This window comes from Bradyrhizobium sp. 26S5, from assembly GCF_036923295.1.
Lineage (GTDB): Bacteria > Pseudomonadota > Alphaproteobacteria > Rhizobiales > Xanthobacteraceae > Bradyrhizobium > Bradyrhizobium septentrionale.
The window spans coordinates 8,006,141-8,028,861 of sequence record NZ_CP145948.1; the positions used below are offsets into that span (position 1 = coordinate 8,006,141).

The window sequence follows — 22,721 nt, forward strand, 5'->3', positions numbered from 1 at the left end:
CTCACGCCTCCGGCTCGAAGATCGTGACCTGAACCGGCGTCGGGAAGAAACCGTTGCAGGGATTGTTGATCTGCGGACAGTTCGAGATCAGGCACAGCACGTCCATCTCGGCCACCAGCTCGATCGCGTCGCCCGGCTTGGAGACGCCATCGACCACGGTGAAATTGCCCGCGGGATCGATCGGCACGTTCATGAAGAAGTTCAGGTTCGGCACGATGTCGCGCTTCGACATGCCGTATTTCGCGGCCTCCAGCACGAAGTTCTCGCGGCAGGCGTGCTGGTAGCGGGTCTGGTGCCCGAACCGCACCGTGTTGCTTTCGCAGGAGCAGGCGCCCGCCGACGTGTCGTGCAGGCCGCAGCTGTCCGCCGTGACGCGCAGCATCACGCGGCCTTCGTTGGACATGATCTTCGTGCCGAGGCCGACATAGGCCGAGCCCTGCGCACGCAGCGTATCCTGGCCGCTGTAGCGTTCCTGATAGTCGTCGGCACGATAAAACAGCGTATCGACCGCCTGCTGGCCATGGGTATCCGTGATCCGCAGCGTCTGTCCCTTGCGGATGACAGCCGACCACGGCTTGCGTGCTGGAATTTCGGCGTCGAGAACGATGCGGCCGGCGGAGCGAGCGGATTGCGTGGTCATCGCACGGCTCCTTCCAAGGTCTCGCCGAAATACAGCGCATTGTTCTCAAAGGCACGGATCGCCTCCGCGGTCGCGGTACGGCACAAATCGTCGGCCGCGGGCGCACCGGCGCGGTAGCGCACGACCTCCACGCTCGCTTGCGGATAGGTTTCCGCCGGATCGAGCGGATGCGGACAGTTCGACAGCGCGATCAAGAGATCCATCTCCGCACGCAAATCGACGAAATCGCCCTTTTGCCGGCGCGCGCCGGACCAGACAAACTTGGCTTCCGCGTCGATGGCGACCGGTGCAAAGAAGCTGACGCAGGGGTGGACGTCGCGGCGATCGAGCCCGAGCTTGGCGGCGGCCAGGATGAAATTGTCGCGGGTGTTGCGGAAATTGCCGTCGCCGTACTTCGCCTGGTTGGTCGCCGCGGTCGAGCCGCCGACCACGGCATCATGCGCGGCGCTGGTGTCCTCGGTGATGCCGAGCAGCGCGCGCCCCATGTCCGACAGCAGCACCCGCCCCTTCTGCAGCCGCGCCGCCCACTGCACTTTGATGGTGTCGGCATGGTTGAGCCGCTCGATCGGATCGGCGCTGTTCCAGGCGAGCAGGCTGACGGTGGATGTCCCTGACGAGTTCACGATGCGCAGTGCCTCGCCGCGGTTCAGCCGCGTCGTCCAGTACCAGCCGGCCGGAATCGTCTCCCGGTGAATGATGGCCTCAGTGGCGATCGGCGCGGCGTCGCGCGAGGTCGGCTGCGGCAGGGCACGCGGCGCGTGCTCCTGCCCCGCCGCCTTCAACTCGTTGTAACGTCGGGTATGCGCCGCGACCTCGGCCTTCTGTTCCTCTGTGAGGATCATGGTTGCTCCTTCAAGACGAGAGCGCCGGGCCGTCCCGGCTGATGCTCCTTGCCTGACCGGGTCGTCCCGATCGGAGCTGGCTAACTGATGACCGCAGCTCGGCGCTGCGGCGCGGGAATATCTCGAGGTCGCGCGACACCGTGGCGCCGTAGCGCTCGCGCTCCTCGGGCCGGTTGCGCTGCCGCTCCAGCGCGATCACGCGCGTTGCGAGCCCGAACGCTTCACTGAGGTCGTGCGTCACCATCACGACGGTCAGATGGGTCTCGTTCCAGAGCCGCTTCATCAAAACATGGATGTCGGCGCGGATTCCCGGATCGAGCGCGCCGAACGGCTCGTCGAGCAGCAGGATTCTTGGCTCGCGCATGATCGCCTGCGCCAGCGCGAGGCGTTGCTGCATGCCACCCGACAGCGCGGAGGGATATTTGTTCTCCTGGCCGGCGAGCCCGACCTCGGCAAGCAGTTTCATGGCATCATCGGCGGCGGCGCGGCGCGCGGCGCCGAACAGCCGGGCGGTGAATTTGGCGTCGCGCAATTCGCGGCCGAGCATGACGTTCTGCAACACGGTCAGATGCGGAAACACCGAGTAGCGCTGAAACACCACGCCGCGGTCGGCGTCCGGCTCGCCGGGCAGCGGCTTGCCGTCGACCAGGATCTGGCCGCGGCTCGGCTGCTCCTCGCCGAGCAGCATACGGAGCAGCGTGGTCTTGCCGCAGCCGGACGGGCCCACCAGCGCAATGAAGGCGCGCGGCTCGACCTCCATCGTGATGCGCTCCAACACGATGTGGTCGCCATATTCCTTCCAGACGTCGTCGAAACGGATCGCACTCATTCCGCCCTCACCGAGGCAAACCAGGGAAACAGCCTGCGTTGCATGACGCGCAGGCCGCCATCGATCAGGAACGCCAGCAGCGTGATCCAGGCGACGTAGGGAATGATGACATCCATCGCGAGATAGCGGCGCACCAGGAAGATCCGGTAGCCGAGCCCGGAATCCGAGGCGATCGCCTCGGCCGCGATCAGGAATAACCACGCCGGCCCGAGCTGCAGCCGCAACACGTCGATCAGCCGCGGCAGGGTTTGCGGCACCGCGACGCGCAGCGCGATCTGCCAGGTCGAGGCGCCGAGCGTCTGCGCCTTGACGATCTGCTCGCGCGGCAGCTCCTGCACCTTCATCGCGAGGTCGCGGATCATGCAGGGCAGCGTCCCGATCACGATCAGCGCGATCTTCGAGTTCTCACCCAATCCCATCACGATGAACAGGATCGGCAGCAATGCCAGTGGCGGCACCATCGAGGTCACCGACACGAACGGCCCGAGCAGGACGTTAGCGCCCGGCAACAGCCCGATCACGATGCCGAGCACCAGCGCCGCCACCGTCGATATCGCCAGCGCCGACCCCAGCCGCCCCAGGCTGGCGACGGTATCGGAGGCCATCAGATAGCTGCCGGTGCGCGGGTCGACTTCAAACGCCATCTGCTTGACGGCCTGCACCATGCTGGGCAGCGCCGGCAGCAGCTTGTCGTTCGGGTTTTGCGTGAGCCGCGCGCTGGAGCCGGCGAAGTAGGCGATTGCGACCAACAGGAACGGCAGCGCGAGCAGATAGAATCGCGTCTGCCGTCCCGGCCGTATGTTCACAAGTCGCATGGTCGGCTCCTGCCTGAGGCGGGCGATACGTCAGAGCTTGGCGTCAGAGCTTGCCCTTGGCGGCTTCGTCCATGTAGGTCGGGTCGAAGCGCAGCTTGACGTTCGATTTGTCGCCCAGCACCGACTTGTCGGCGAGCTCGATGCCGACGGCGTCGACCGATTTCGCGCCCTTGCCGAGCAGATCCTTCTCGAACAGGAACTTGCGCACCCGATCCATGGTCGCCCCAACCGTCTTGCTGCGCGTAAAAGCTTCGGCATCGGTGGCCTTGTCGAACAGTTTGGTGGTCGAGAGCTGGCTGTCGAAACCGGCGAGATCGGTGCCGGAGGCCTTGGCCATTGCCTCCTTGGCGGCCCTCGCGGCGGGATCGTTCGCCGTCATCTTGGAGATCGTCTCGTACCAGATGCCGACCAGCGCCTTGGCGAAGTCGGGATTGTCCTTGGCGACCGCCGTGTTCACCACCATCAGGTCCATGATCTCGCCGGGGATCTGCGAGGAATCGAACACCTTCTTGGCGTCGGGCGAGCCAAGGACTTCGGTCACAATCGGATTCCAGGTCACGACTGCAGTGACATCAGGTGTCTTGTAGGCCGCCGCGATGTCGGCATCGGAGGTGTTGATGACCTTGACGTCCTTCTCGCTCAACTTGCTGGTCTCGAGCGCGCGCGCCAGCAGATAATGCGACACCGAGAACTCGACCAGGTTGACGGTCTGCCCCTTGATCGCCGCGAGGTCCGGCTTGTTCTTGAGGATCACGGCGTCGTTGCCGTTGGAGAAGTCGCCCATCACGACCGCGGTGGTATCGACGCCGCCGGCGGCGGGAATCGACAGCGCGTCCATGTTGGTGATGGTGACGGCGTCATAGCCGCCGGCGGTGTACTGGTTGATCGATTCGACGTAGTCGTTGAACTGCTTGACCTCGATCGCGATGCCGTATTTGTCGGCCCACTTCTTGACGATGCCGGTGTCGGCCGCATAGCCCCACGGCATCCACCCGACATAGATCGACCAGGCGACCTTGAAGCTTTTCTTCGGCGCGGCGTCGGCGCCTGATACGGCCGCGAGCGCAACTGCGCAGCCGACGACAACAGAGCGGAGGAAGAAACTGAATTTGTGCATTGCCGATCCCTCTTGCGAAACTTCACAAAAAGGGACTGGCGAAAAGACCATCGCTCCGCCAAGCCCTTGGCTAACGAGGTCTCCCGGGCTTTTATCCCGCCGTGCACCTGCGGGGATGTCTCCCCCGCAAGCGGCTGCTCTCGGACCAGCACCTTGTCTCTCAAGGTCGGAACCCTAGCGGCCAACTCGACGCCTTCGATGCATGAGGCGTGCCACAGCGCCGGTATTTGAATCTCATAAGATTTTTTGGCGCGGGTCGCTCCGACGCGATGGCCGTTTGCTCAAAAACTGCGCAGGCCTGCCCAGAAATGGCTCTGTCATTTCGCCGGCGACCTCCGCAGGATCCGCTATCCTGATGTCGAGAGGGACGTTCGATGCGCAAGCTCTTGAGTGCCCTCTGGCGCGGACTGCATGGCCGGTACGGCCTGACGCCGCGATGCGACGTCGGCGGTCCAAAACGGACCGGGACGCGGGCTCACTGATGCGCAGCCATACCCTTATCGATGCGAGTTGGACGAGCGTAGGGTAGATGGCAGCAAGCCTGTCCTATCGCGTCGCGGCCCGACGACGGGGCTTGATTCTATTGACCTGAGGCTCGCAGATCGAACGACGTAGCGTCTGTTCTCGCGCTCAGCCCGTCAAAGACTCGCCGGGCATTGGGGCTACCCCTTCTGAGCCGATTAGCCTGGTGGCAGAAACGTTCTTGATTGGTTGGCTGCAAGATTCGCTTCTGGAATGGCGGCCAGTCCGCCCTGCCGGAGGACTGCCCCGCGGATGATCGGTCAATCTGGCACTTGTAGGACTCCCGATCCGCTGTCATCTTGGAGCATGCGGAACTCGCATGGCTGCTGCCCGAAACGGGCCGGCGTCACCATAAGCAGGGGCGAACCAACGCGCCGGTTTTTGGGATCGAGACCGACATGGCCGGTGGCGGATCGTTTGACACGTTCCCCAAATTGCTGCTGCGGAATGCAGCGCAGTTAGGCACGCGTCCGGCGTTTCGGCACAAGGATCTTGGCATCTGGCAGAGCTGGACCTGGGCTCAAGTTGCCGGGATCGTCCGTGCCTATGCCGCGGGTCTGCATCGGCTTGGTTTGCGGCAGGGTGAGATAATCGCGGTCGTTGGCTCCAATCGGCCGAAGCTCTACTGGACCATGATGGCAGCGCAGGTGCTGCGCGCGATTCCCGTTCCGGTTTACGCTGATGCAGTGGCCGACGAACTTGCTTTTGTGCTCGCCCACGCCGAGGCGAAGCTGGTCGCGGCGCAAGACCAGGAGCAGGTCGACAAGATCCTGTCGGTGTCCGATCGATTGCCGCAACTCGACAAGATCGTCTATGACGAGCCGCGCGGCCTTGATGGCTATGATGACGGTCGACTGATCGCAATCGGCGATGTCATCGAAGACGGCCGCGTAGCGCTTGCGGCTGACATGGCGATTGGCGAACGGATCGATGAATACGTGCAGGCGGGCAACGGTTCGGACATCGCAGTCATCCTCTACACTTCGGGAACGACCGGCGCGCCGAAGGGAGTCATGCTGTCCTCGCGAGGCTGCATCGATGCTGCGACCGACACCACGCGGTTCGACAGACTGACCGACAGGGACGTGGTGCTCGCCTATCTGCCGCTGGCCTGGGCCGGCGATCATTACGTCAGCTACGTGCAAGGCCTCGTGGCTGGATTCTGCATGGCGTGTCCCGAGAGCGGCGACACGATTGAGCAGGATCGGCGTGAGATCGGACCAACCTTCTACTTAGCCCCACCACGCGGTTTTGAGGCCATGCTGACGCGGCTGATGGTCCGGATGGAGGACGCGGCGCCGATCAAGCGGCGATTGTTCAGCTACTTTCTGGACGTCGCGCGGCGGTATGGCGAGCCAGTCTTGACGGGACGTCCGGTGCCGCTGTCAGGCCGATTGCTCTATGCGCTCGGACGTTGGCTGGTCTACGAGCCTCTCAAGAACGTTCTTGGCCTGTCTCTGGTGCGCATTGCATACACTGGAGGTGAAGCTATCGGTCCGGAACTGTTCGCGTTCTACCGCTCGATCGGTCTGAACCTGAAGCAGCTCTACGGCCAGACCGAAGCGTTCCTCTATGTAACGTGCCAGCCCGATGGCGAGATCTACTCGGATACGGTTGGTCCGCCGGCGCCCAATGTTGACATTCGCATAGCGGAATCGGGCGAAGTGCAGTTTCGCTCGCCCGGCATGTTCCTCGGATATTTCAAGGATCAGGCAAAGACCGCGGAAGCTATGTCGTCCGACGGATACGTCAGGACTGGTGATGCAGGCTTTTTCGACGAGAAGACCGGGCATCTGAAGATCATCGATCGTGCGAAGGACGTCGGTCGGCTGGCGGACGGCACGATGTTTGCCCCGAAGTATCTCGAGAACAGACTGAAGTTCTATCCAAATATCAAGGAAGCGGTCACTTTCGGTGACTCCCGAGATTTTGTTTGCGCGATGCTCAACATCGACCCGGTCGCCGTCGCGAATTGGGCGGAACGCAACAACGTCGCCTACGGGTCGTATCAGGAACTGGCCGGGCATCCGCTGGTCTACGACATGGTCGCGAATCACGTTGCCGAGGTGAACCGCTCGCTTGCAAAGGAAACGGTGCTGGCGGGCGCGCAGGTTCGCCGCTTCCTCATCCTGCACAAGGAGCTCGACGCGGATGACGGTGAATTGACCCGCACGCAGAAGGTGCGCCGCCGGTTCATTGCCGAGCGCTATGCGCCGCTGGTCACGGCGCTCTACAACGGCTCGCAGGAGGCCGACATTTCCACCGAGGTCACGTTGGAGGATGGTCGCAAAGGTACGATCGCGGCACGGGTCAAGGTGCGCGACATGCAAGTCATCGGTCCGACAGAATCGCTGGGACGAGCAGCATGAGAGCGCCGGACACCAACGAAATCCTGCTCCAGGTCGAGGGCGTGGCACTGGCCTTCGGCGGCGTCCAGGCGCTGCGGGACGTTTCGTTCAACGTCAGAAAGGGTGAAATTCGAGCCATCATCGGCCCCAACGGCGCCGGCAAAACCTCGATGCTGAACGTCGTCAACGGCTTCTATCATCCCAACCATGGCGCCATCACCTTCAAGGGGCGCACCCGGGCCAGAATGCAGCCTTTCGAGGCAGCACGCGGCGGCATCGCGCGCACCTTTCAGAATGTCGCCCTGTTCAAGGGCATGAGCGCGCTCGACAACATCATGGCAGGCCGCAGCCTGAAGGTGCGCCGGGGGCTGTTGTGGCAGGTGCTGCGTTATGGCCCTGCCCTCGCGGAGGAGGTCGAGCATCGACGCAAGGTCGAGGAGATCATCGACTTTCTGGAGATCGAGACAATCCGCAAGGTACCGGTTGGGCGTTTGCCATACGGCTTGCAGAAGCGTGTCGAACTCGGTCGCGCTCTCGCGATGGAGCCCGACCTTCTTCTCCTCGACGAGCCGATGGCAGGCATGAACCTCGAGGAGAAGGAGGACATGTCGCGGTTCATCACTGATGTGAACAACCATTACGGCACGACCATCGCCTTGATCGAGCACGACATGGCCGTGGTCATGGATCTGTCGGATCGCGTAGCGGTGCTTGATCACGGCGTAAAGATCGCCGACGGCACGCCTGATGAAGTCAAGAGAAGTCAAGCCGTCATCGACGCATATCTTGGCGTCGCGCATTGAGGTGCGTCCATGATCGCACTGGGTCAGTTTCTCGAGGTCCTTATCGGCGGATTGATGTCCGGCGTGCTCTATTCGCTGGTCGCGCTCGGCTTCGTGCTGATCTTCAAGGCATCCGGCGTATTCAATTATGCTCAGGGAGCAATGGTATTGCTCGCGGGATTGGCGTTGGTTCGCTCCCTCGACCTCCTGGTCGCCAACGGCTTTCCGCTTTGGGTCGCGGTCGTCCTCGCTGTCGGGTTTGCCGCCGTGATCATGGCGGCAACGGCCTGGCTCATCGAGCGGTTCGTGATCGGACCTCTGGTCAACCAGGACGGCCTGACGCTGTTCATGTCGACGATCGGCGTGACATTCGTCATCGAGGGCGCCGCGGAGATGATCTTCGGATCGGATGTCTACCCGTTGCGGCTGTTCCCGACCGACGCATGGTTTTTGTTTGAAGGCTTGTTCCCGGGTGGGATTCTGGTCAACAAGCTGGATGTCTGGGGCGCACTGATCGCAGGCATTCTGGTCGCTGGCCTCGCAATTTTCTTTCAGCGCACCAAGACCGGTCGCGCACTCAGGGCCGTGGCCGACGACCATTTGGCCGCGCATTCAGTCGGTATCCCGATCAGTTGGATCTGGTTCGTCGTCTGGCTTGCCGCCGGCCTCGTTGCGCTGGTCGCGGCGACCGTGTGGGGAACCAAGCTCGGCGTGCAGTTCTCCATCACTTTTCTCGCCCTGAAGGCGCTTCCGGTTCTGATCATCGGAGGCCTCACCTCGATTCCGGGAGCCATCGTCGGCGGGCTCATCGTGGGGGCGGGCGAGAAGCTTGCCGAGGCGTATCTAGGGCCATCCATCGGTGGCGGTATCGAATATTGGTTTGCGTTTGTGTTGGCGTTGGCGGTGCTTCTCGTGCGGCCGCAGGGGCTGTTCGGCGAGCGGATCATCGAACGTATCTGAGACAAGGAGTTCGTCGTGCTTTATCGCGAGGCCGGCCAGTTCAAGACGAGCTACGCGGAGGACATGGCGATCTTTCCGATCCGTCAGGACCGTATTGCGCTCGCCGTCTTGCTCGCGATCGCTTTCGTTGGCGTGCCGCTGTTGGCCACCTTCCGCATCTGGCCGTTCCGCACCGACTATCTGTTGTGGGCGATCTTGCTGCCCTTCCTTATCCTGGCGCTCGCCGCCATCGGCACGAACATACTTGTCGGCTATTGCGGCCAGATTTCGCTCGGCAGCGGCGCGTTCATGGCCATCGGCGCCTATTCCGCCTACAAGCTGGCGACAGGCGTTCATATCCCGCTTGCCTGGCTTGGCTTCGCGATCTCGATGCCGCCGTTGCCAGTGCTGGCATCCATTCTGCTTGGTGGGTTCACGGCGGCTTGTGCCGGAATCCTGTTCGGCATTCCCAGTCTGCGGATCAAGGGTCTCTACCTGGCGGTCGCAACGCTCGCCGCGCAGTTCTTCTTCGATTGGGCGTTCCTGCGAATTCCGTGGTTCACCAACTACGCCCCGTCGGGATCGGTCAATGCACCGGCGCTGGATTTCTTCGGCATGGTCGTTCGCACGCCGGTCGAGCGCTACCTGCTGTGTCTGCTCTTCGTGACCGTGATGGCGGTGTTGGCGAAGAATCTCGTTCGCGGCAATCTCGGCAGGCAGTGGATGGCGATCCGCGACATGGATATCGCCGCCGAACTGATCGGCATCCGGCCGCTCTATGCCAAGCTCACAGCCTTCGCGGTCTCTTCATTCATCATCGGGGTGGCGGGTGCGCTCTGGGCGTTCGTCTACCTCGGTTCATGGGAGCCACTTGCGTTCTCGATCGACCGCTCGCTGGAGCTTCTGTTCATGGTCATCATCGGCGGGCTCGGATCGATCATGGGTTCGTTCATCGGGGCGGCTTTCATCCTCATCGTGCCGATCATGCTGAATGTGATTCCAACCGAACTCGGCCTGCCACTGTCGACGCAGACGATCACTCACCTCCAGTTCATCATCTTCGGATCCCTGATCTGTTATCTGCTGATCAAGGAACCCCATGGCTTCGCCCGGCTGATATCGATCGGCAAGGAGAAGCTCCGACTTTGGCCGTTTCCATATTGAAGGAGCGATCGCGCCTCGATCGCGACGTGGATGGCGGCCGCTGACAACCGAGAGGAAAGAAGCATCGCAGACGGAAAAGAGGGGCTTTAAGGAGGAGGATATCAATATGGCAAGTATTGCACGCAGTGTACTGATACTGGCGACCGCCTTGGCCGGCGCGGCGTTCAGCGCACCGGCCGCAGCGCAAAACGAGCAGTTCATTCCAATTCTGTCCTACCGGACTGGACCGTACGCCGTGAACGGCGCGCCCTACGCAAACGGCGTTGCCGACTACTACAACCTGATCAACGAGCGCGACGGCGGCATCAACGGCGTCAAGCTTCTGGTCGAGGAGTGCGAGACCGCCTACGCGACCGACAAAGGCGTCGAGTGCTATGAGCGTCTCAAGAGCAAGGGACCAACCGGCGCGGCCTTCATCAATCCGCTGTCGACCGGCATCACCTTCGCGCTCACTGAAAAGACCGTGACCGACAAGATCCCGATCATCACGATGGGGTACGGCCGTGCCGATTCCAAGAACGGCGCGGTGTTCGCATATAATTTTCCGTTGCTCGGCACTTATTGGTCCGCGGCCGATATCGCGATCCAGCACGCCGCCAAGGAGCTCGGCGGGTTCGACAAGCTGAAAGGCAAGAAGATTTCGCTGCTGTATCACGACAGCCCCTATGGCAAGGAGCCGATTCCGATGCTGCAGGTGCTGGCGCAGAAATACGGCTTTGAGTTCACGCCGATCCCCGTCACGCATCCCGGCGTCGAGCAGAAGTCGCAATGGCTGGCGATCCGCCAGAATCGGCCGGACTATGTGCTGGTCTGGGGCTGGGGCGTCATGAACAGCACGGCAATCAAGGAAGCGGCGGCCGTTGCCTATCCGCGCGACAAGATGATCGGTGTTTGGTGGTCAGGCGCAGAGCCGGATGTGACGCCCGCGGGCGATCAGGCCACGGGTTACAAATCGTTGATGCTGCAGCATGGCGCGGGAAAATTCCCGGCACACGCGGACATAGAGAAGTACGTCTACGCCAAGGGCAAGGGTTCGACAGAACCTGGCAAGATCGGCGAAGTTCTCTACAACCGCGGCATGACGAACGCCATGCTCGGCGTGGAGGCGATCCGCAAGGCGCAGGAAAAGTTCGGCAAGAAACCGCTGACGGGCGAGCAGGTCCGTTGGGGGCTTGAGAACCTCATCCTCACCGCTGATCGGATCAAGGAACTCGGCTTTGAGGGGATGTTGAAGCCGGTCAGCATTTCCTGCTCCGACCACGAGGGCGCGCGCTACGGGCGCGTCCAGCAATGGGACGGCAAGGGTTGGAAAGTGATCTCCGACTGGTACACGGCCGACGAATCGCTCATCGAACCGCTCGTGGCCGATGTGTCCGCGAAGTATGCCGCGGAGAAGAAGATCACGCCGCGCGACTGCGCGAAAGAAACCTGAGCCCGTGCAAGTGATCCGGGAGGCAGGTTTGCCTGCTCCCGGATCCCGGCCCCTGCTACAGTTTGGAGGTCTGCGCGTGTCAATCGCCAAGGTCGTCACCGCTGCGACGGAAGCGGCAGCTCTGATTCTATCGGTCAACAATATCGAGGTTGTCTACGATCACGTCATCCTCGTGTTGAAGGGCGTCTCGCTGGAGGTCCCGCGAGGCGGCATTGTCGCGCTTCTCGGCGCCAACGGCGCCGGCAAGACGACGACGCTGAAGGCGATCTCCAATCTGCTGCACGCAGAGCGCGGCGAGGTCACCAAGGGCTCGATCCTGTTCAACGGCGTCGAGGTGAAGTCCCTGTCGCCAAACGACGTGGTGCGACGCGGCTGCATTCAGGTGATGGAGGGGCGGCGCGCCTTCCCTCATCTTACGGTCGAAGAGAATCTCCTGACCGGCGCCTTCACGCGCAGGGATGGCAAGTTCGCGATCGCGCAGGATCTGGAACGGGTCTATACCTATTTCCCCCGTCTCAAGGAACGGCGCGGTTCCACCGCCGGCTATACGTCCGGCGGGGAGCAACAGATGTGTGTGATCGGGCGCGCGCTGATGTCGCGCCCGAAGATGATCCTGCTCGACGAGCCTTCGATGGGCCTCGCGCCCCAAATCGTCGAGGAGATCTTTGACATCGTGAAGGATCTCAACGTCAAGGAAGCTGTATCGTTTCTTCTCGCCGAACAGAACACCAATATGGCGCTCAGATATGCGAGCCACGGCTACATCCTCGAGAACGGCCGCGTGGTGATGGATGGCGAAGCGCGCGCCCTCGCCGCCAACGAGGACGTCAAGGAGTTCTATCTTGGCATCGCCGGCGACAAGCGAAAATCATATCGCGATGTGAAGCACTACAAGAGGCGCAAGCGTTGGCTCGCTTAGCCGACGGCAACGTTTGCCTTTGAGCGGCAAGGGATGGCCCTGACACGTGTCACCGCTCAGATCTTCACGGTGTTGACCGCGACGCTCTCCTTGTAGGCCGGCCTTGCTGTGACGCGATCGAGATACGGCGTCGCGACGTCGCAGACCCCGACGCCGTAATCGATGGCCCACACCAGACAGGTGGTCAGCAGGATATCCGCGCTGGTGAACTGATCGCCCATCAGATACTGGCGACCGTCCGACAACGCGACTTCGACGTGCCGCAGTTGCTGGCGGAAATACTCCGCGGCCTTGCCGACCACATCGGGAGCGTGGCCGTAGATATGCGCGAGGCCCTTGAGGCCGTGGCGGCGCATCACGTAGAGGCTGGTCGAGTCCAGTTCGGCCACGATGAAGAAGCACCACTCCAGCCATCGCGCGAAGTCGTGCTCCTCGACCGGGACAAGAGAGATGTTCGGATTGGAATAATGGCGCGCCAGATAGGCGACGATGGCGGCACTCTCGCCGATCGTGAAGTCGCCATCCTGCAGCAGGGGTATTTTCTGACGCGGATTGAGCAACGTGTATTCCGGCGTCTTGGTCTCGCCCGAGCGCGGCAGGATCGGCTTGCAGTGATAATCCAGCCCCAATTCGTGCAGCGCCCAATGGGCCCGAATCGTCCGCGATGTCCCTACCCCCCACAGCGTCAGCGTTTCCGGCATGGCGTCACCATTTCTCGACGGAGGGACGCAGATCCAGCTCGTGGCTCCAACCGTCGCGGCTTTGCTGGTGCACGAACCAGTAGGCTTCCGCGATCGAGGACGTGCGGGTCAGCGTGTCAGGCGGGATCGCCGACGCGTCGATGCCCGTGGCGGCCTTCATCCGCTGGTGGATGGCCGGGCTGTCGACGCCGGCATCGATCAGGAGATGGGCGACATGGATGTTCTTCGGCCCGAGCTCGCGCGCCATCGCCTGAGCGACCGCGCGCAGGCCGAACTTGGCGGATGCGAATGCCGCAAAGCCGCTGCTGCCGCGCACGCTGGCGGTTGCGCCGGTGAACAGCATGGTGCCGCGGCCATGCCGCAGCATGTGCCGTGTCGCCTCGCGCCCGACCAGGAAGCCGGCGAAGCAGGCGAGCTCCCAAGCCTTGAAGAACAGTTTTTCGCTGGTCTCGTGCAACTCCTTCTTGACGTTCGATCCGGCGTTGAACAGGCAGACCTCGATCGGCCCGAACTCGCGCTCGACCCGCTCGCAAAGCTCCTGCACCTCGGTCTCGCGCCGGGCGTCGACGCTGAGCGCATGCACCTGGCCGCCGGCGCCGGTCAGCTCCTCCAACAGGGCGCTCGATTTCGCCGCATCGCGCCGCGCGATGCAGACGGTGTAGCCGCCTGCCGCGAAGCGCCGCGCCACCGCGGCACCGATCGCATCGCCCGCGCCAACCAGCAAGGCAGTCTTGTTTGTCTCGGCCATAGGACATCTCCCACCGACGGCGGTTGTTCAGTTCAAGGATGGTGACGTTGCGTGGCGCGATCGCTCAGACCGCGCGCACGGCCCTCTCGGCGATCATCTGTTCGATGGCCGCATCGCCGTAGCCGAGATCGCGCAGCACCTCGCGGCTGTGCTGACCGATGCGCGGCGCCGGGCCGCCGATCGCGGCAGCATCGACATCGAACCGCGCCGCGGGTTTTGGCTGCCGCACGGTGCCGACCCCGGGCTGCTCCAGCTCGGCGATCAGCCCGCGGGCAACCACCTGCTCGTTGGCGATGATCTCGCCGCGCCGCAGGATCGGCGCGCACGGCACGTCGGCCGCATCGAGCCGCGCCAGCCATTCGGCGGTGCTGTGCTGGCCGATATAGTCCTGCATCCTGTTGATGCGCGCCGTCGCATTGACCGAGCGCGAGGCCGGCGTGGCGAAACGCGCATCACTGGCCAGTTCCGGATCGCCGGTGGCCCTGCAGAAGCCTTGCCACTCGGAATCGGAGATGGTCCCGCAGGTGAGGTAACCGTCCGAGGTCTGGAACACGAGATCGGGACGGTCGTTCGGATCCGACGTGGTCTGCTCGCGGCCGACCACCGTGTATTGCATCATGCCTTCCGGCCAGAGATAGGCGATCATCGCGTCGAGCATCGCGACCTGGATATGCTGGCCGCGGCCGGATTTCTCGCGGGCGTACAGCGCCGCGGTGATCGCCTGCGCGGCATAGACCGCCGTCGTCTTGTCGGCCACGATGGTCCGGATCATCTGCGGACGGTTGGTGACCGGCTGCGCCTGGATATCGCAGAAGCCGGACAAGCCCTGCACGATCGGGTCGTAGACCCGCTTCTTGGCGTAAGGCCCGTCTTCGCCGACGCCGCTGATCGAGACATAGATCAGCCGCGGATTCTTGCTGCGCACCTCGTCCGGACCGAGCCCGAGACGTTCCATCGTGCCGGGCCGGAAATTCTGCACCAGCACGTCGGCCTCGAGCACCAACTTGCCCAGCACGTCACGGCCGGCATCGGTTTTCATGTCGATCGAGAGCGAGCGCTTGCCGCGGTTCGACGAGATGAACAGCGCCGAGAATTCGCCGGTCTTGTCGACATTGGCCCGGCTGCGGCGGGTGATGTCGCCGCCGATCGGTTCGACCTTGAGGACATCGGCGCCCTGATCGGCCAGGAACATCGTCGCGAACGGGCCCGAGACGACACCCGTCAGATCAAGTACGCGAACTCCCGCCAATGGCCCTGACATGCGCTGCTTCCTTCTCCGATTTACGCCATGCCGGCGTACGATGGAGCATGGGCCCGCGCTTCCGGGAAACCGCCGCGACTTGCAAAAAAGCGCCGAAACTCAGGCCCGGCACTGCTGGCGGAACAGCGACGGGCTCATGCCGGTGGCCTGCCTGAACGCCGACGAGAAATGCTGGGCGTGGCTGAAGCCCGACGCCAGCGCGATGCTGGTCACGCTGTCATCGGTTTCGCCGAGGCGGCGCTTGGCCTGGTCGATGCGCAGATCGAGCACATAACGATGCGGGCTGGTGCCGGTGCTCTCCTGGAAGGCGCGCAGGAAATGCCGCTTGCTCAGGCCGGCCACATCTGACAGCGCCGATAGCGAGATGGTCTCGCCAAGATTTGCCCTGACGAACTCCTCGATCCTGCGCAGCTTGAGCGCCGGCAATCCGCCGCGGCTCAAGGGCTTCGCCGGCTCGGCGCTGCGCGACAGCCGCGCGATATGGGCCAGCGCCTGACTGGCCCAGCCCTCGGCGAACAGATCGAACAGATTGTCGGGCGCGGTGGCCTCCTGACTGAGCTCGGCGAGGCCGCGGCAGAGCTGGTCATGGCCGAACGCAAGCGCCGGCCGTTCAATCACGCCATTGAGGCGGCTCTGCACGAACTTTGGATCCAGGAACACGACCACATAATCGAACGCCGGCCCGACCGACCATTCGCCCTCGATCTCGGTGCCGGCGGGAAACAGCGCGAGATTGGCCGCTTCGGAGAACTCGGATTCGACCGGCCGGCCATTGATCGTGGCGCGCAATTGCGAGCAGCCGTTGCGGAACCAGAACAGCGTCAGTTCAGGCTGGCGAAAATGCCAGTTCATGCGGGGCCGCGAGGTCCGGCTGAGCAGCTCGACCCGGATCGGCTTCGACCGCGCGATGACGGAGGACACAAGTTCACCGCCGACCTGGCGGACATACCGCTCGGTGCGCGCTTCCTCCATGGGATATCTCCTCCGCGTTTGGCACGGATGGGTGAGTTCTGAATCAGAATTGACTATCCCGGAGAAAAAATCCAGCCCCTTCTCGCTGGACTGTCGCGGCGCACGGAACCGTGATGCGGCCTATTGCGGCTAACGCGATCGTCGCGCCGACCGAAGCGGCGCGGCCGGGCGGGTGTGACTCAGCGCCGATCAACCGCGCGTCATCCCCCGGCGGCGACCCGCAGCGCCGTCACCGCGACGCAGGCATTGCCGAACGGAATCAGCACCACTTGCGCGCCGTTCGGCAGCGCGATGGTCAAGAGCTCGCCCAGCGTGCCATTCTGCCCATTGAGCTTGGCGAGCTCGGCGGCAACCGTTGGGCAGCTTTCCGTGCGTGGCGTCACCCGCACCAGATTGCCTTCGCAGGACGATCCAACCGGTGCGGCAAACACGATTCCGGCGGCCTGCTGCGCCGCGCTGCCTTGCGCGTTTCCTTGCGCGTTGGCCTGCGCGGCCTGGCCGGGCGCGAGCGCGACCAGCGACTGCACCGAATGGGAATTGCCGGCCTTGGCGTCCCATTGCGACTGCGCGGTGTAGTTCGAGTTCATCGCGAGACCGCGGCCGAGCGTCGCGAACAGATTGGCGCAGGTCACGATGTTGCCCTGCCGCGCATGATCGTCGAACACCGTCGGCTGCTGCGCCGCCTGCTGCGGCGGAGCCGATACCGCAGGCGATTGCGGCTGCGCTTCCTGCGGACGCGACTTGTGCGGCTGCGGCTTCGCGGCGACGGCGGGCTTCTTGGCCGGCGCGGGCGCGCCCTGCTGCAGCGGCAGCGGCTGCGCCTGGGCAGGCTGCATCTGCTGGGCATATCCCACGACGCCGGCCGCGCTGAGCGCCGCCACGACGACCGCCGCGAAAATCAGGATGGGGGTCTTCAGTCGCATCGGCGTCTTCGTCCTCTTGTCGATCATTTCAATTTCGCCAGCACGCCGGACAGTCCGTCCAGCGGCGCCGTCAGCACGATCGGCCCTGCTTGCGGAAGCTGATAGGACACAAGGCACGGCGTTGCCGCGCGGATGTGCCGGCGGAGCACATTGCCGATCGCAATCGTGGCGAAGCAGAAACTGGCATCGCAGCGATCGGTCTGCGCGACGATGCGGTCCGGCGTTTCACCCATGGCGAGCTCGATCTGCGCACCGACGCCGGCGGCTGCGGGGATGCGCATCGCCATCAGCGGCTTGCCGTCGGCGGTCGCAATCAGCGACCAGTTGAAGGCGACGGCGCCCTGCGCGTTGACGATCGACTGCGTGACGTTGCAGACCCGGCGCTTCGATTTCAGGCTCTCGTCGCAGATCAGGGTCCAGTTCTTGAACGGCTGGATCATACGCCTGAACTCGCCGAGCGTCTCGCCTTCGGGCACCACGACGTCCGACGGCTTCACGGCGTAGGCGGACGGCGGCGCGCCCTGCGCGGCCGCACTCCCCGCTGCGCAGAGCCAGATTGCCGTAGCCAGACATGCCAGCCGCCTCGTCGACGCCAGGGTCAATTGAGTGTCAAGCTCACGCCGGCACTGACGCCCCAGTCGCTGCCGGCGGTGGTTGCCGCCGCGTTGCTGCGCAGCCGGCCGTTCTCGCTGGTGTAGCCGATGCCGAAGGCGAGCGCGCCCTGGCTGCGCCAGACGCCGCCGCCGGCCGATGCGCTGATCTTGCCGGGCCGGTCGTCATAGCGTAGCGACGCCGCCGCCATGCCGATCGCCGCCGCACGCCAGGCGTCCTGCCGCACCTCGCCGATCTGGCCGTTGAGCTGCTGGAACGCACTGTTGAGCTGGTTAACGTTGACCGCATCGGTGCCGGCGACGCCCGCCGCCACGTTGCTGATCGTCACCGACCCGCTACCGCCGCTGTTCAGCGTCACCTTGTTGGTGGTGTTGCCGGAGGCATCGGTGTCGTAGCGGATCGAGCCGCTCGCAACCGCCTGGAGCTGGCTGACGTTGACCGCATCGGTCGCAGCCGAGCCCGCGGCGACATTGGTGACGCGGCGTTCGGCGCCGGACGAGCCGACCGAGACTTCGCCGGTCGCTACGCCCGCCACGGTCTTGCCGACGACAGGCGTATAAGCCGCATCGCTCAGATTGGCCGTGGTGGTCGAGTTCGCACCGAGCGCCAGCGAGTTGGCCTGGGTCGCCTTGGCGCCGGCGCCGATCGCGACCGAATTGTCGGCCGACGCGGCGGAGCCGTTGCCCATCGAGATCGCGTTGGCGCCGCTGGCGACCGATTGCGGTCCGATCGCGACGCTCTCCGCACCGGTGGCGGAGGAATCCGCCGCGGTCGAATTGGCGTGGAAATACTTGATGCCGCCACTGCCGGTCGAGATGTTGTTGACGGTGGTATAGAGCGCGTCGAGCGAGGTGTTGGTGGCCCACAGCTGCGAGCCGTTGATCGCATCCGTTGAGGTCGCGCTGATCTGCCCCGCGGCCAGGTTGGTGAGGGTACGCTCCGAACCGGCGCTGCCGATACTGACGGTCGAGGTCGGCGTCGCGCCGGCGAAGGCGTACGTGGTGCCACCGATCGTGGTGTTAGCGGTCGCCACCACGGTCGAGGTGGTCGAATTGGCGCCGAGCGCGACATCGCCGGCCTGCGCCGTCGCCTTGGCATTCGGACCGAGCGCGACACTGGTCGGATTGGTCGTCTGGGATCCTGCGCCGATCGACACCGACTGGATGCCGCTGGCCTGCGCATTGGTTCCGAACGCGATCGAATCGGCAAAGTTGGACACCGAATTCTGGCCGATCGCAATGCCGCCGGGCGCGGTCTGCGCCACGGTTGCACCAAAGCCCATGCCGATGCCGTTGTCGCCATTGACCACGGTCTGCGGCCCCACCGCGACCGAGTTGTTGCCGACCGCCAGCGAATCCGCCAGCGTCGAATTTGCGTGGAAGTATTTCGTCGTCGTGGTCGCGAACGAGGTCAGCGCGCCGGTCAGCTGCCGCACGGTGACGGCGTCGCTCGACTGGGTACCGTCGGCCACGTTGGTGATCTGCCGGTAGCTGGTCGCATTGCCGACCGACACCGCGCCGAGCAGCGTGAGATCGGTGGTGTTGTAGGGGATGATGGTGCCGCCGATGATGCCGGATGCCGGCGCCACCGCGCGGTTGGATATTGAACCCGAGCCGATCGCAACGCCGTCGGCCACCGTGGCCTGGGTGTTGAAGCCCACCGCCGTCGCATTCGTGGCCGTCGCCGACGCGGCGACGCCGGCCGCCATCGAATTGGTCCCGGTCGCACCGTTGTTGGTGTAGTTGGCCTGCTGGGTGCCGCCGTCATTGACACCATAATAATGCGTCAGGCCGTTGCTGACGACGGTCGAGAGGCTGTCGATCGCCGACGTCGCGGCAAACAGCTGCGAACCGTTGATCGCGTCGGTCGAGCCGTTGCTGACCCGGCCCGCTGCGACGTTGGTGATGGTGCGCTCGTTGCCGACCGTGCCGACACTGACGGTCGAGGTTGGGGTGGTGCCGGCGAAGCTGTAGGTGGTGCCGCCGATGACCATGTTGGCGGTTTGAACCGCCGTGCTGGTCTGGCTGCCCGAGCCGAGCGCGATGTCGTTGGCGTTCGCGGCGGTCGCGCCGTTCCCGATCGACACCGAGCCGCTGCCGGTCGCAGTCGACACCGGTCCGATCGCAACCGAGTTTGTTCCCGCGGCAGACGAATCGGCCAGCGTCGAATTGGCGTGGAAATACTTGATGCCGCCGCCATTGTTGATGTTGTTGACGGTGGTGCCGATGGCGTCGACAGCCTGGTTGGTGGCAAACAGCTGCGAGCCGTTGATCGCATCGGTCGAGGACCCGCTGATCCGCCCCGCCGCGACATTGGTGATGGTGCGCTCGTTCCCGACCGTGCCGACGCTGACGGTCGAGGTCGGTGTTATGCCCTGGAAGTTGTAGGTGGTGCCATTGATCACCGTGCTCGCCGTGCTGACCGCCGTGGAGGTCTGGCTACCCGAGCCCAGCGCGATATCGTTGGCATTCGTGGCGGTCGCGCCATTGCCGATCGATACCGAGCCGGCGCCCGTCGCGGTCGACACCGGTCCGATCGCAACCGAGTTCGTACCCGCGGCGGAGGAATCGGCCAGCGTCGAGTTGGCATGGAAATACTTGATGCCGCCGCCGGTGTTGATGTTGTTGACGGTGGTGGCGAGGCCGTCGACCGCCTGGTTGGTCGCAAAGAGCTGCGAGCCGTTGACCGCATCGGTCGAGGATCCGCTGATCCGCCCCGCGGCGACATTGGTGATGGTGCGCTCGGCGCCGGGTGCGCCGACGCTGACGGTCGAGGTCGGCGTCGTGCCCTGGAAGGTGTAGGTGGTGCCGTTGATCACCGTATTCGGCGTGCCGACCGCCGTGGTGGTCTGGCTGCCCGAGCCCAGCGCGATATCATTGGCATTCGCCGCGGTCGCGCCATTGCCGATCGACACCGAACTGCTGCCGGTCGCGGTCGACACCGGGCCGATCGCAACCGAGTTCGTACCCGCGGCAGACGAATCGGCCAACGTCGAATTGGCATGGAAATACTTGATGCCGCCGCCATTGTTGATGTTGTTGACGGTGGTGCCGATGGAATCGACAGCCTGGTTGGTGGCGAAGAGCTGCGAACCGTTGACCGCATCGGTCGAGGATCCGCTGATCCGCCCTGCGGCGACATTCGTGATGGTGCGCTCGGCACCGGGCGCGCCGACGCTCACCGTCGAGGTCGGGGTGGTGCCCTGGAAGGTATACGTGGTGCCGTTGATCACCGTATTTGGCGTGCCGACCGCCGCGGCGGTGACGCTGCCGTTGCCGAGCGCGACGGCGCCCGCGTTGGTCGCGATTGCGCCCGCACCGAGCGCGATTGCGTTGGCGGCCGACGCGTTGGCCTGGCTGCCCAGGGCAACCGCGCTCGCGCCATTGGCCACGTTGCGGTCGCCGATCGCCACCGCGCCCTGGCCGGTCACTGTGTTCTGATAGCCGATGCCAACCGCGCCCTGCGCCGGCGTGCCCGCGGTGCCGACGGCCTGGCCGCCGCCGCCCACCATGTTGGTGTTGCCCATCGCGACTGCGCCGTCGCCCGTCCCGGTGTTGTTCAGGCCGCTCGCAATGGCGCCATTGCCGGTCGCGGTGTTGGGATCGCCGATCGCGACCGCGCCATTGCCGCTGGCGACGTTGCCGGCGCCGACGGCGACCGCCTGGCCGTTGGTCGCAAGCGTATTGGTGCCCACCGCAACGGCGTTGGCGGAATTGGCGACGGCGCTGGTGCCGACCGCGATCGCGCTTGCAGCGCTGGCGGCAGACTGTCCGCCGATGGCGATGGCGTTGTTCCCCGATGCATTCGCGCCGGCGGTGGCATTACCGCCGATCGCCAGTGACCCGACGCCCGAGGCGGTCACCCGCGTCGCAAGCGTGGTCCCGCCGGAGCCATATGCGTTCGCATACGTGCCAGTGGCCTGCGCCAGGGTGCCGACGGCTGTGGCATTCCCTCCGGATGCGGTAGCCCCGACACCGATGGCGGCCGCCGAGACGTTGGTGGAGCTCGCATTGTTGCCGAGCGCAATACCACCAGTCGCCGTGTTGCCAACGATGGCGCCCGATCCAATCGCGACCGCGCCCCCGGCAGCTTGCGCCTGCGCCTGGTTGCCCACAGCCACGGCGAAATCTCCGGCCGCGGTGGCGGAGCTACCCCCGGCGAATGAGTTGATCCCCGACGCGACCGATTGTTTGCCAAGAGCAACAGCGCTGTCTGCCGAGGCGACGGACGACCAGCCTCCGGCCCATGAATAGTTGGCGCTGGCCGTGGAGCTGACGCCGACCGCGGTGGCATTGCCGCCGGTGGCACTGGCGAATGTGCCCAAGGCGCTCGTGCCTGCTCCCGTGGCATTGGCGGAAACGCCGAGCGCGACCGAATTGACGCCGCTCGAGACCGTGCCCTGGCCCAGCGCCATCGCGCCGCCGGTGCCCGTGGCCTTCGCGTTCAGGCCGAGCGCCACCGAGTACTGTGCCGACGAAACGGATGAACGTCCAATCGCAATGGCGTCGGCCTGGGATGCTGTCACGTCCGTGCCAATGCCGATGGCACTTGCAGCGGTGGCACCTGTTCCCGCAACAGTGCGCGAGCCAAGGTAGACGGAGTTCAACTGGGACGCGATCGCCTGGAAGCCGATCGCGACGGCATTCTGAGCACCTGCGCTCGTGCTCGTGCCTTGGGCGATGGAATCGAGTCCCGACGCCGCTGCTCCGCTTCCAAGCGCGATGCCGCGCAGCCCGCTGGCCGTCGAGCCAGGTCCGACCGCCACGGCATTGCCGCCTGTCGCGGAACCTCCGCCTGCCTGATAGGCCTGCGCGTTCGCGGTCTGAGGGATGGCAGCAAAACTCGCCGCAACCAGCACGAACGACGCCCAACCCACGAACCCGCCGCTGAACAACCGTGGTGTTACGGCTCCCGAGACGCCCAGCGTCCCGAGCCCGAGCCGGTCACGCTTGACGCCGAGTCTCCGATGCGCCTGGCGCAGCACTGTCATCAGCCGGCGCCGCAGCGAACGGCTGTCCGCATCGCCGGATGCGACCCAGCTCCGGACGAAGCCTTGCGATCTCACGCGTGCAACAGAGGTCCGTGTGACAACCATGGCGTGTCCCCTTTATGACATCTTGTCCAGACGTCGGGGGTGCTACGCCGCGGACTGTGC

General features: G+C 64.4%; 18 protein-coding genes and 1 riboswitch. Of the genes, 6 read left to right on the forward strand and 12 right to left on the reverse strand.

Annotation, left to right across the window (positions count from 1 at the left end):
* Window position 1: 1 nt before the first annotated feature.
* Genes V5279_RS37770 through V5279_RS37790 form a run of 5 tightly spaced genes read right to left on the reverse strand, consistent with a single transcriptional unit; the run spans window position 2 to window position 4,243 of the window.
* Window positions 2-640: an urea amidolyase associated protein UAAP2 gene (locus V5279_RS37770; protein ID WP_338691994.1), complete on the reverse strand. Its 639-nt coding sequence runs from the start codon at window positions 638-640 to the stop codon at window positions 2-4.
* Window positions 637-1,482: an urea amidolyase associated protein UAAP1 gene (locus V5279_RS37775; protein WP_338691995.1), complete on the reverse strand. Its 846-nt coding sequence runs from the start codon at window positions 1,480-1,482 to the stop codon at window positions 637-639. The genes V5279_RS37770 and V5279_RS37775 overlap by 4 nt, the downstream gene beginning before the upstream one ends.
* A 10-nt stretch (window positions 1,483-1,492) precedes the next feature.
* The gene (locus V5279_RS37780; protein WP_338691996.1) at window positions 1,493-2,311 is read right to left on the reverse strand and encodes an ABC transporter ATP-binding protein; all 819 of its coding nucleotides are present in this window, start codon (window positions 2,309-2,311) and stop codon (window positions 1,493-1,495) included.
* Entirely contained in the window at window positions 2,308-3,126 is an 819-nt protein-coding gene (locus V5279_RS37785; RefSeq protein WP_338691997.1) for an ABC transporter permease, read from the reverse strand. Before V5279_RS37785 ends, V5279_RS37780 begins: the two co-directional genes overlap by 4 nt.
* Before the next feature lie 43 nt (window positions 3,127-3,169).
* Window positions 3,170-4,243, reverse strand: a complete 1,074-nt coding sequence (locus tag V5279_RS37790; protein WP_338691998.1) for a putative urea ABC transporter substrate-binding protein — start codon at window positions 4,241-4,243, stop codon at window positions 3,170-3,172.
* Between the two features lie 78 nt (window positions 4,244-4,321).
* Window positions 4,322-4,432: riboswitch (guanidine-I (ykkC/yxkD leader) on the reverse strand.
* Window positions 4,433-5,163: 731 nt separating this feature from the next.
* On the opposite strand from V5279_RS37790, the gene V5279_RS37795 reads away from it, so the two are divergent.
* The 6 genes from V5279_RS37795 (at window position 5,164) to V5279_RS37820 (ending at window position 12,349) form a co-directional block, all read left to right on the forward strand.
* The gene (locus V5279_RS37795; RefSeq protein ID WP_338691999.1) at window positions 5,164-7,134 is read left to right on the forward strand and encodes an AMP-binding protein; all 1,971 of its coding nucleotides are present in this window, start codon (window positions 5,164-5,166) and stop codon (window positions 7,132-7,134) included.
* Complete coding sequence (locus V5279_RS37800) at window positions 7,131-7,916, forward strand: ABC transporter ATP-binding protein (protein WP_338692000.1); 786 nt, start codon at window positions 7,131-7,133, stop codon at window positions 7,914-7,916. Before V5279_RS37795 ends, V5279_RS37800 begins: the two co-directional genes overlap by 4 nt.
* A gap of 9 nt (window positions 7,917-7,925) precedes the next feature.
* A complete protein-coding gene (locus V5279_RS37805; protein ID WP_084518351.1) occupies window positions 7,926-8,855 on the forward strand; it encodes a branched-chain amino acid ABC transporter permease in 930 nt (309 codons plus the stop codon).
* Between the two features lie 15 nt (window positions 8,856-8,870).
* The gene (locus V5279_RS37810) at window positions 8,871-9,998 is read left to right on the forward strand and encodes a branched-chain amino acid ABC transporter permease (RefSeq protein ID WP_338692001.1); all 1,128 of its coding nucleotides are present in this window, start codon (window positions 8,871-8,873) and stop codon (window positions 9,996-9,998) included.
* Window positions 9,999-10,104: 106 nt separating this feature from the next.
* The gene (locus tag V5279_RS37815) at window positions 10,105-11,430 is read left to right on the forward strand and encodes an ABC transporter substrate-binding protein (protein WP_338692002.1); all 1,326 of its coding nucleotides are present in this window, start codon (window positions 10,105-10,107) and stop codon (window positions 11,428-11,430) included.
* A 76-nt stretch (window positions 11,431-11,506) separates the two neighbouring features.
* Entirely contained in the window at window positions 11,507-12,349 is an 843-nt protein-coding gene (locus tag V5279_RS37820; RefSeq protein WP_338692003.1) for an ABC transporter ATP-binding protein, read from the forward strand.
* Window positions 12,350-12,405: 56 nt separating this feature from the next.
* On the opposite strand, the gene V5279_RS37825 is transcribed toward V5279_RS37820, so the two are convergent.
* The 7 genes from V5279_RS37825 to V5279_RS37855 all read right to left on the reverse strand — a co-directional run bounded on the left by V5279_RS37825 (window position 12,406) and on the right by V5279_RS37855 (window position 22,556).
* On the reverse strand, window positions 12,406-13,050 hold the full coding sequence (locus V5279_RS37825) for a glutathione S-transferase family protein (RefSeq protein ID WP_029079390.1): 645 nt from the start codon (window positions 13,048-13,050) through the stop codon (window positions 12,406-12,408).
* A gap of 4 nt (window positions 13,051-13,054) precedes the next feature.
* On the reverse strand, window positions 13,055-13,798 hold the full coding sequence (locus V5279_RS37830; RefSeq protein ID WP_338692004.1) for an SDR family NAD(P)-dependent oxidoreductase: 744 nt from the start codon (window positions 13,796-13,798) through the stop codon (window positions 13,055-13,057).
* A 64-nt stretch (window positions 13,799-13,862) separates the two neighbouring features.
* Window positions 13,863-15,059, reverse strand: coding sequence for a CaiB/BaiF CoA transferase family protein (locus tag V5279_RS37835; protein WP_166298869.1), 1,197 nt, complete (start codon window positions 15,057-15,059; stop codon window positions 13,863-13,865).
* Between the two features lie 99 nt (window positions 15,060-15,158).
* A complete protein-coding gene (locus V5279_RS37840) occupies window positions 15,159-16,031 on the reverse strand; it encodes an AraC family transcriptional regulator (protein WP_338692005.1) in 873 nt (290 codons plus the stop codon).
* 200 nt (window positions 16,032-16,231) lie between these two features.
* Complete coding sequence (locus tag V5279_RS37845) at window positions 16,232-16,981, reverse strand: hypothetical protein (RefSeq protein WP_338692006.1); 750 nt, start codon at window positions 16,979-16,981, stop codon at window positions 16,232-16,234.
* Complete coding sequence (locus tag V5279_RS37850; RefSeq protein WP_338692007.1) at window positions 16,978-17,556, reverse strand: invasion associated locus B family protein; 579 nt, start codon at window positions 17,554-17,556, stop codon at window positions 16,978-16,980. Before V5279_RS37850 ends, V5279_RS37845 begins: the two co-directional genes overlap by 4 nt.
* Window positions 17,553-22,556, reverse strand: a complete 5,004-nt coding sequence (locus V5279_RS37855) for a calcium-binding protein (protein ID WP_338692008.1) — start codon at window positions 22,554-22,556, stop codon at window positions 17,553-17,555. Before V5279_RS37855 ends, V5279_RS37850 begins: the two co-directional genes overlap by 4 nt.
* Window positions 22,557-22,721 lie beyond the last annotated feature (165 nt).

Bases quoted from the DNA above. Each gene is read 5' to 3' on its own strand.
- V5279_RS37770 (WP_338691994.1), bottom strand. From the start codon at position 640: ATGACCACGCAATCCGCTCGCTCCGCCGGCCGCATCGTTCTCGACGCC.
- V5279_RS37775 (WP_338691995.1), bottom strand. From the start codon at position 1,482: ATGATCCTCACAGAGGAACAGAAGGCCGAGGTCGCGGCGCATACCCGA.
- V5279_RS37780 (WP_338691996.1), bottom strand. From the start codon at position 2,311: ATGAGTGCGATCCGTTTCGACGACGTCTGGAAGGAATATGGCGACCAC.
- V5279_RS37785 (WP_338691997.1), bottom strand. From the start codon at position 3,126: ATGCGACTTGTGAACATACGGCCGGGACGGCAGACGCGATTCTATCTG.
- V5279_RS37790 (WP_338691998.1), bottom strand. From the start codon at position 4,243: ATGCACAAATTCAGTTTCTTCCTCCGCTCTGTTGTCGTCGGCTGCGCA.
- V5279_RS37795 (WP_338691999.1), top strand. From the start codon at position 5,164: ATGGCCGGTGGCGGATCGTTTGACACGTTCCCCAAATTGCTGCTGCGG.
- V5279_RS37800 (WP_338692000.1), top strand. From the start codon at position 7,131: ATGAGAGCGCCGGACACCAACGAAATCCTGCTCCAGGTCGAGGGCGTG.
- V5279_RS37805 (WP_084518351.1), top strand. From the start codon at position 7,926: ATGATCGCACTGGGTCAGTTTCTCGAGGTCCTTATCGGCGGATTGATG.
- V5279_RS37815 (WP_338692002.1), top strand. From the start codon at position 10,105: ATGGCAAGTATTGCACGCAGTGTACTGATACTGGCGACCGCCTTGGCC.
- V5279_RS37825 (WP_029079390.1), bottom strand. From the start codon at position 13,050: ATGCCGGAAACGCTGACGCTGTGGGGGGTAGGGACATCGCGGACGATT.
- V5279_RS37830 (WP_338692004.1), bottom strand. From the start codon at position 13,798: ATGGCCGAGACAAACAAGACTGCCTTGCTGGTTGGCGCGGGCGATGCG.
- V5279_RS37835 (WP_166298869.1), bottom strand. From the start codon at position 15,059: ATGTCAGGGCCATTGGCGGGAGTTCGCGTACTTGATCTGACGGGTGTC.
- V5279_RS37840 (WP_338692005.1), bottom strand. From the start codon at position 16,031: ATGGAGGAAGCGCGCACCGAGCGGTATGTCCGCCAGGTCGGCGGTGAA.
- V5279_RS37845 (WP_338692006.1), bottom strand. From the start codon at position 16,981: ATGATCGACAAGAGGACGAAGACGCCGATGCGACTGAAGACCCCCATC.
- V5279_RS37855 (WP_338692008.1), bottom strand. From the start codon at position 22,556: ATGACAGTGCTGCGCCAGGCGCATCGGAGACTCGGCGTCAAGCGTGAC.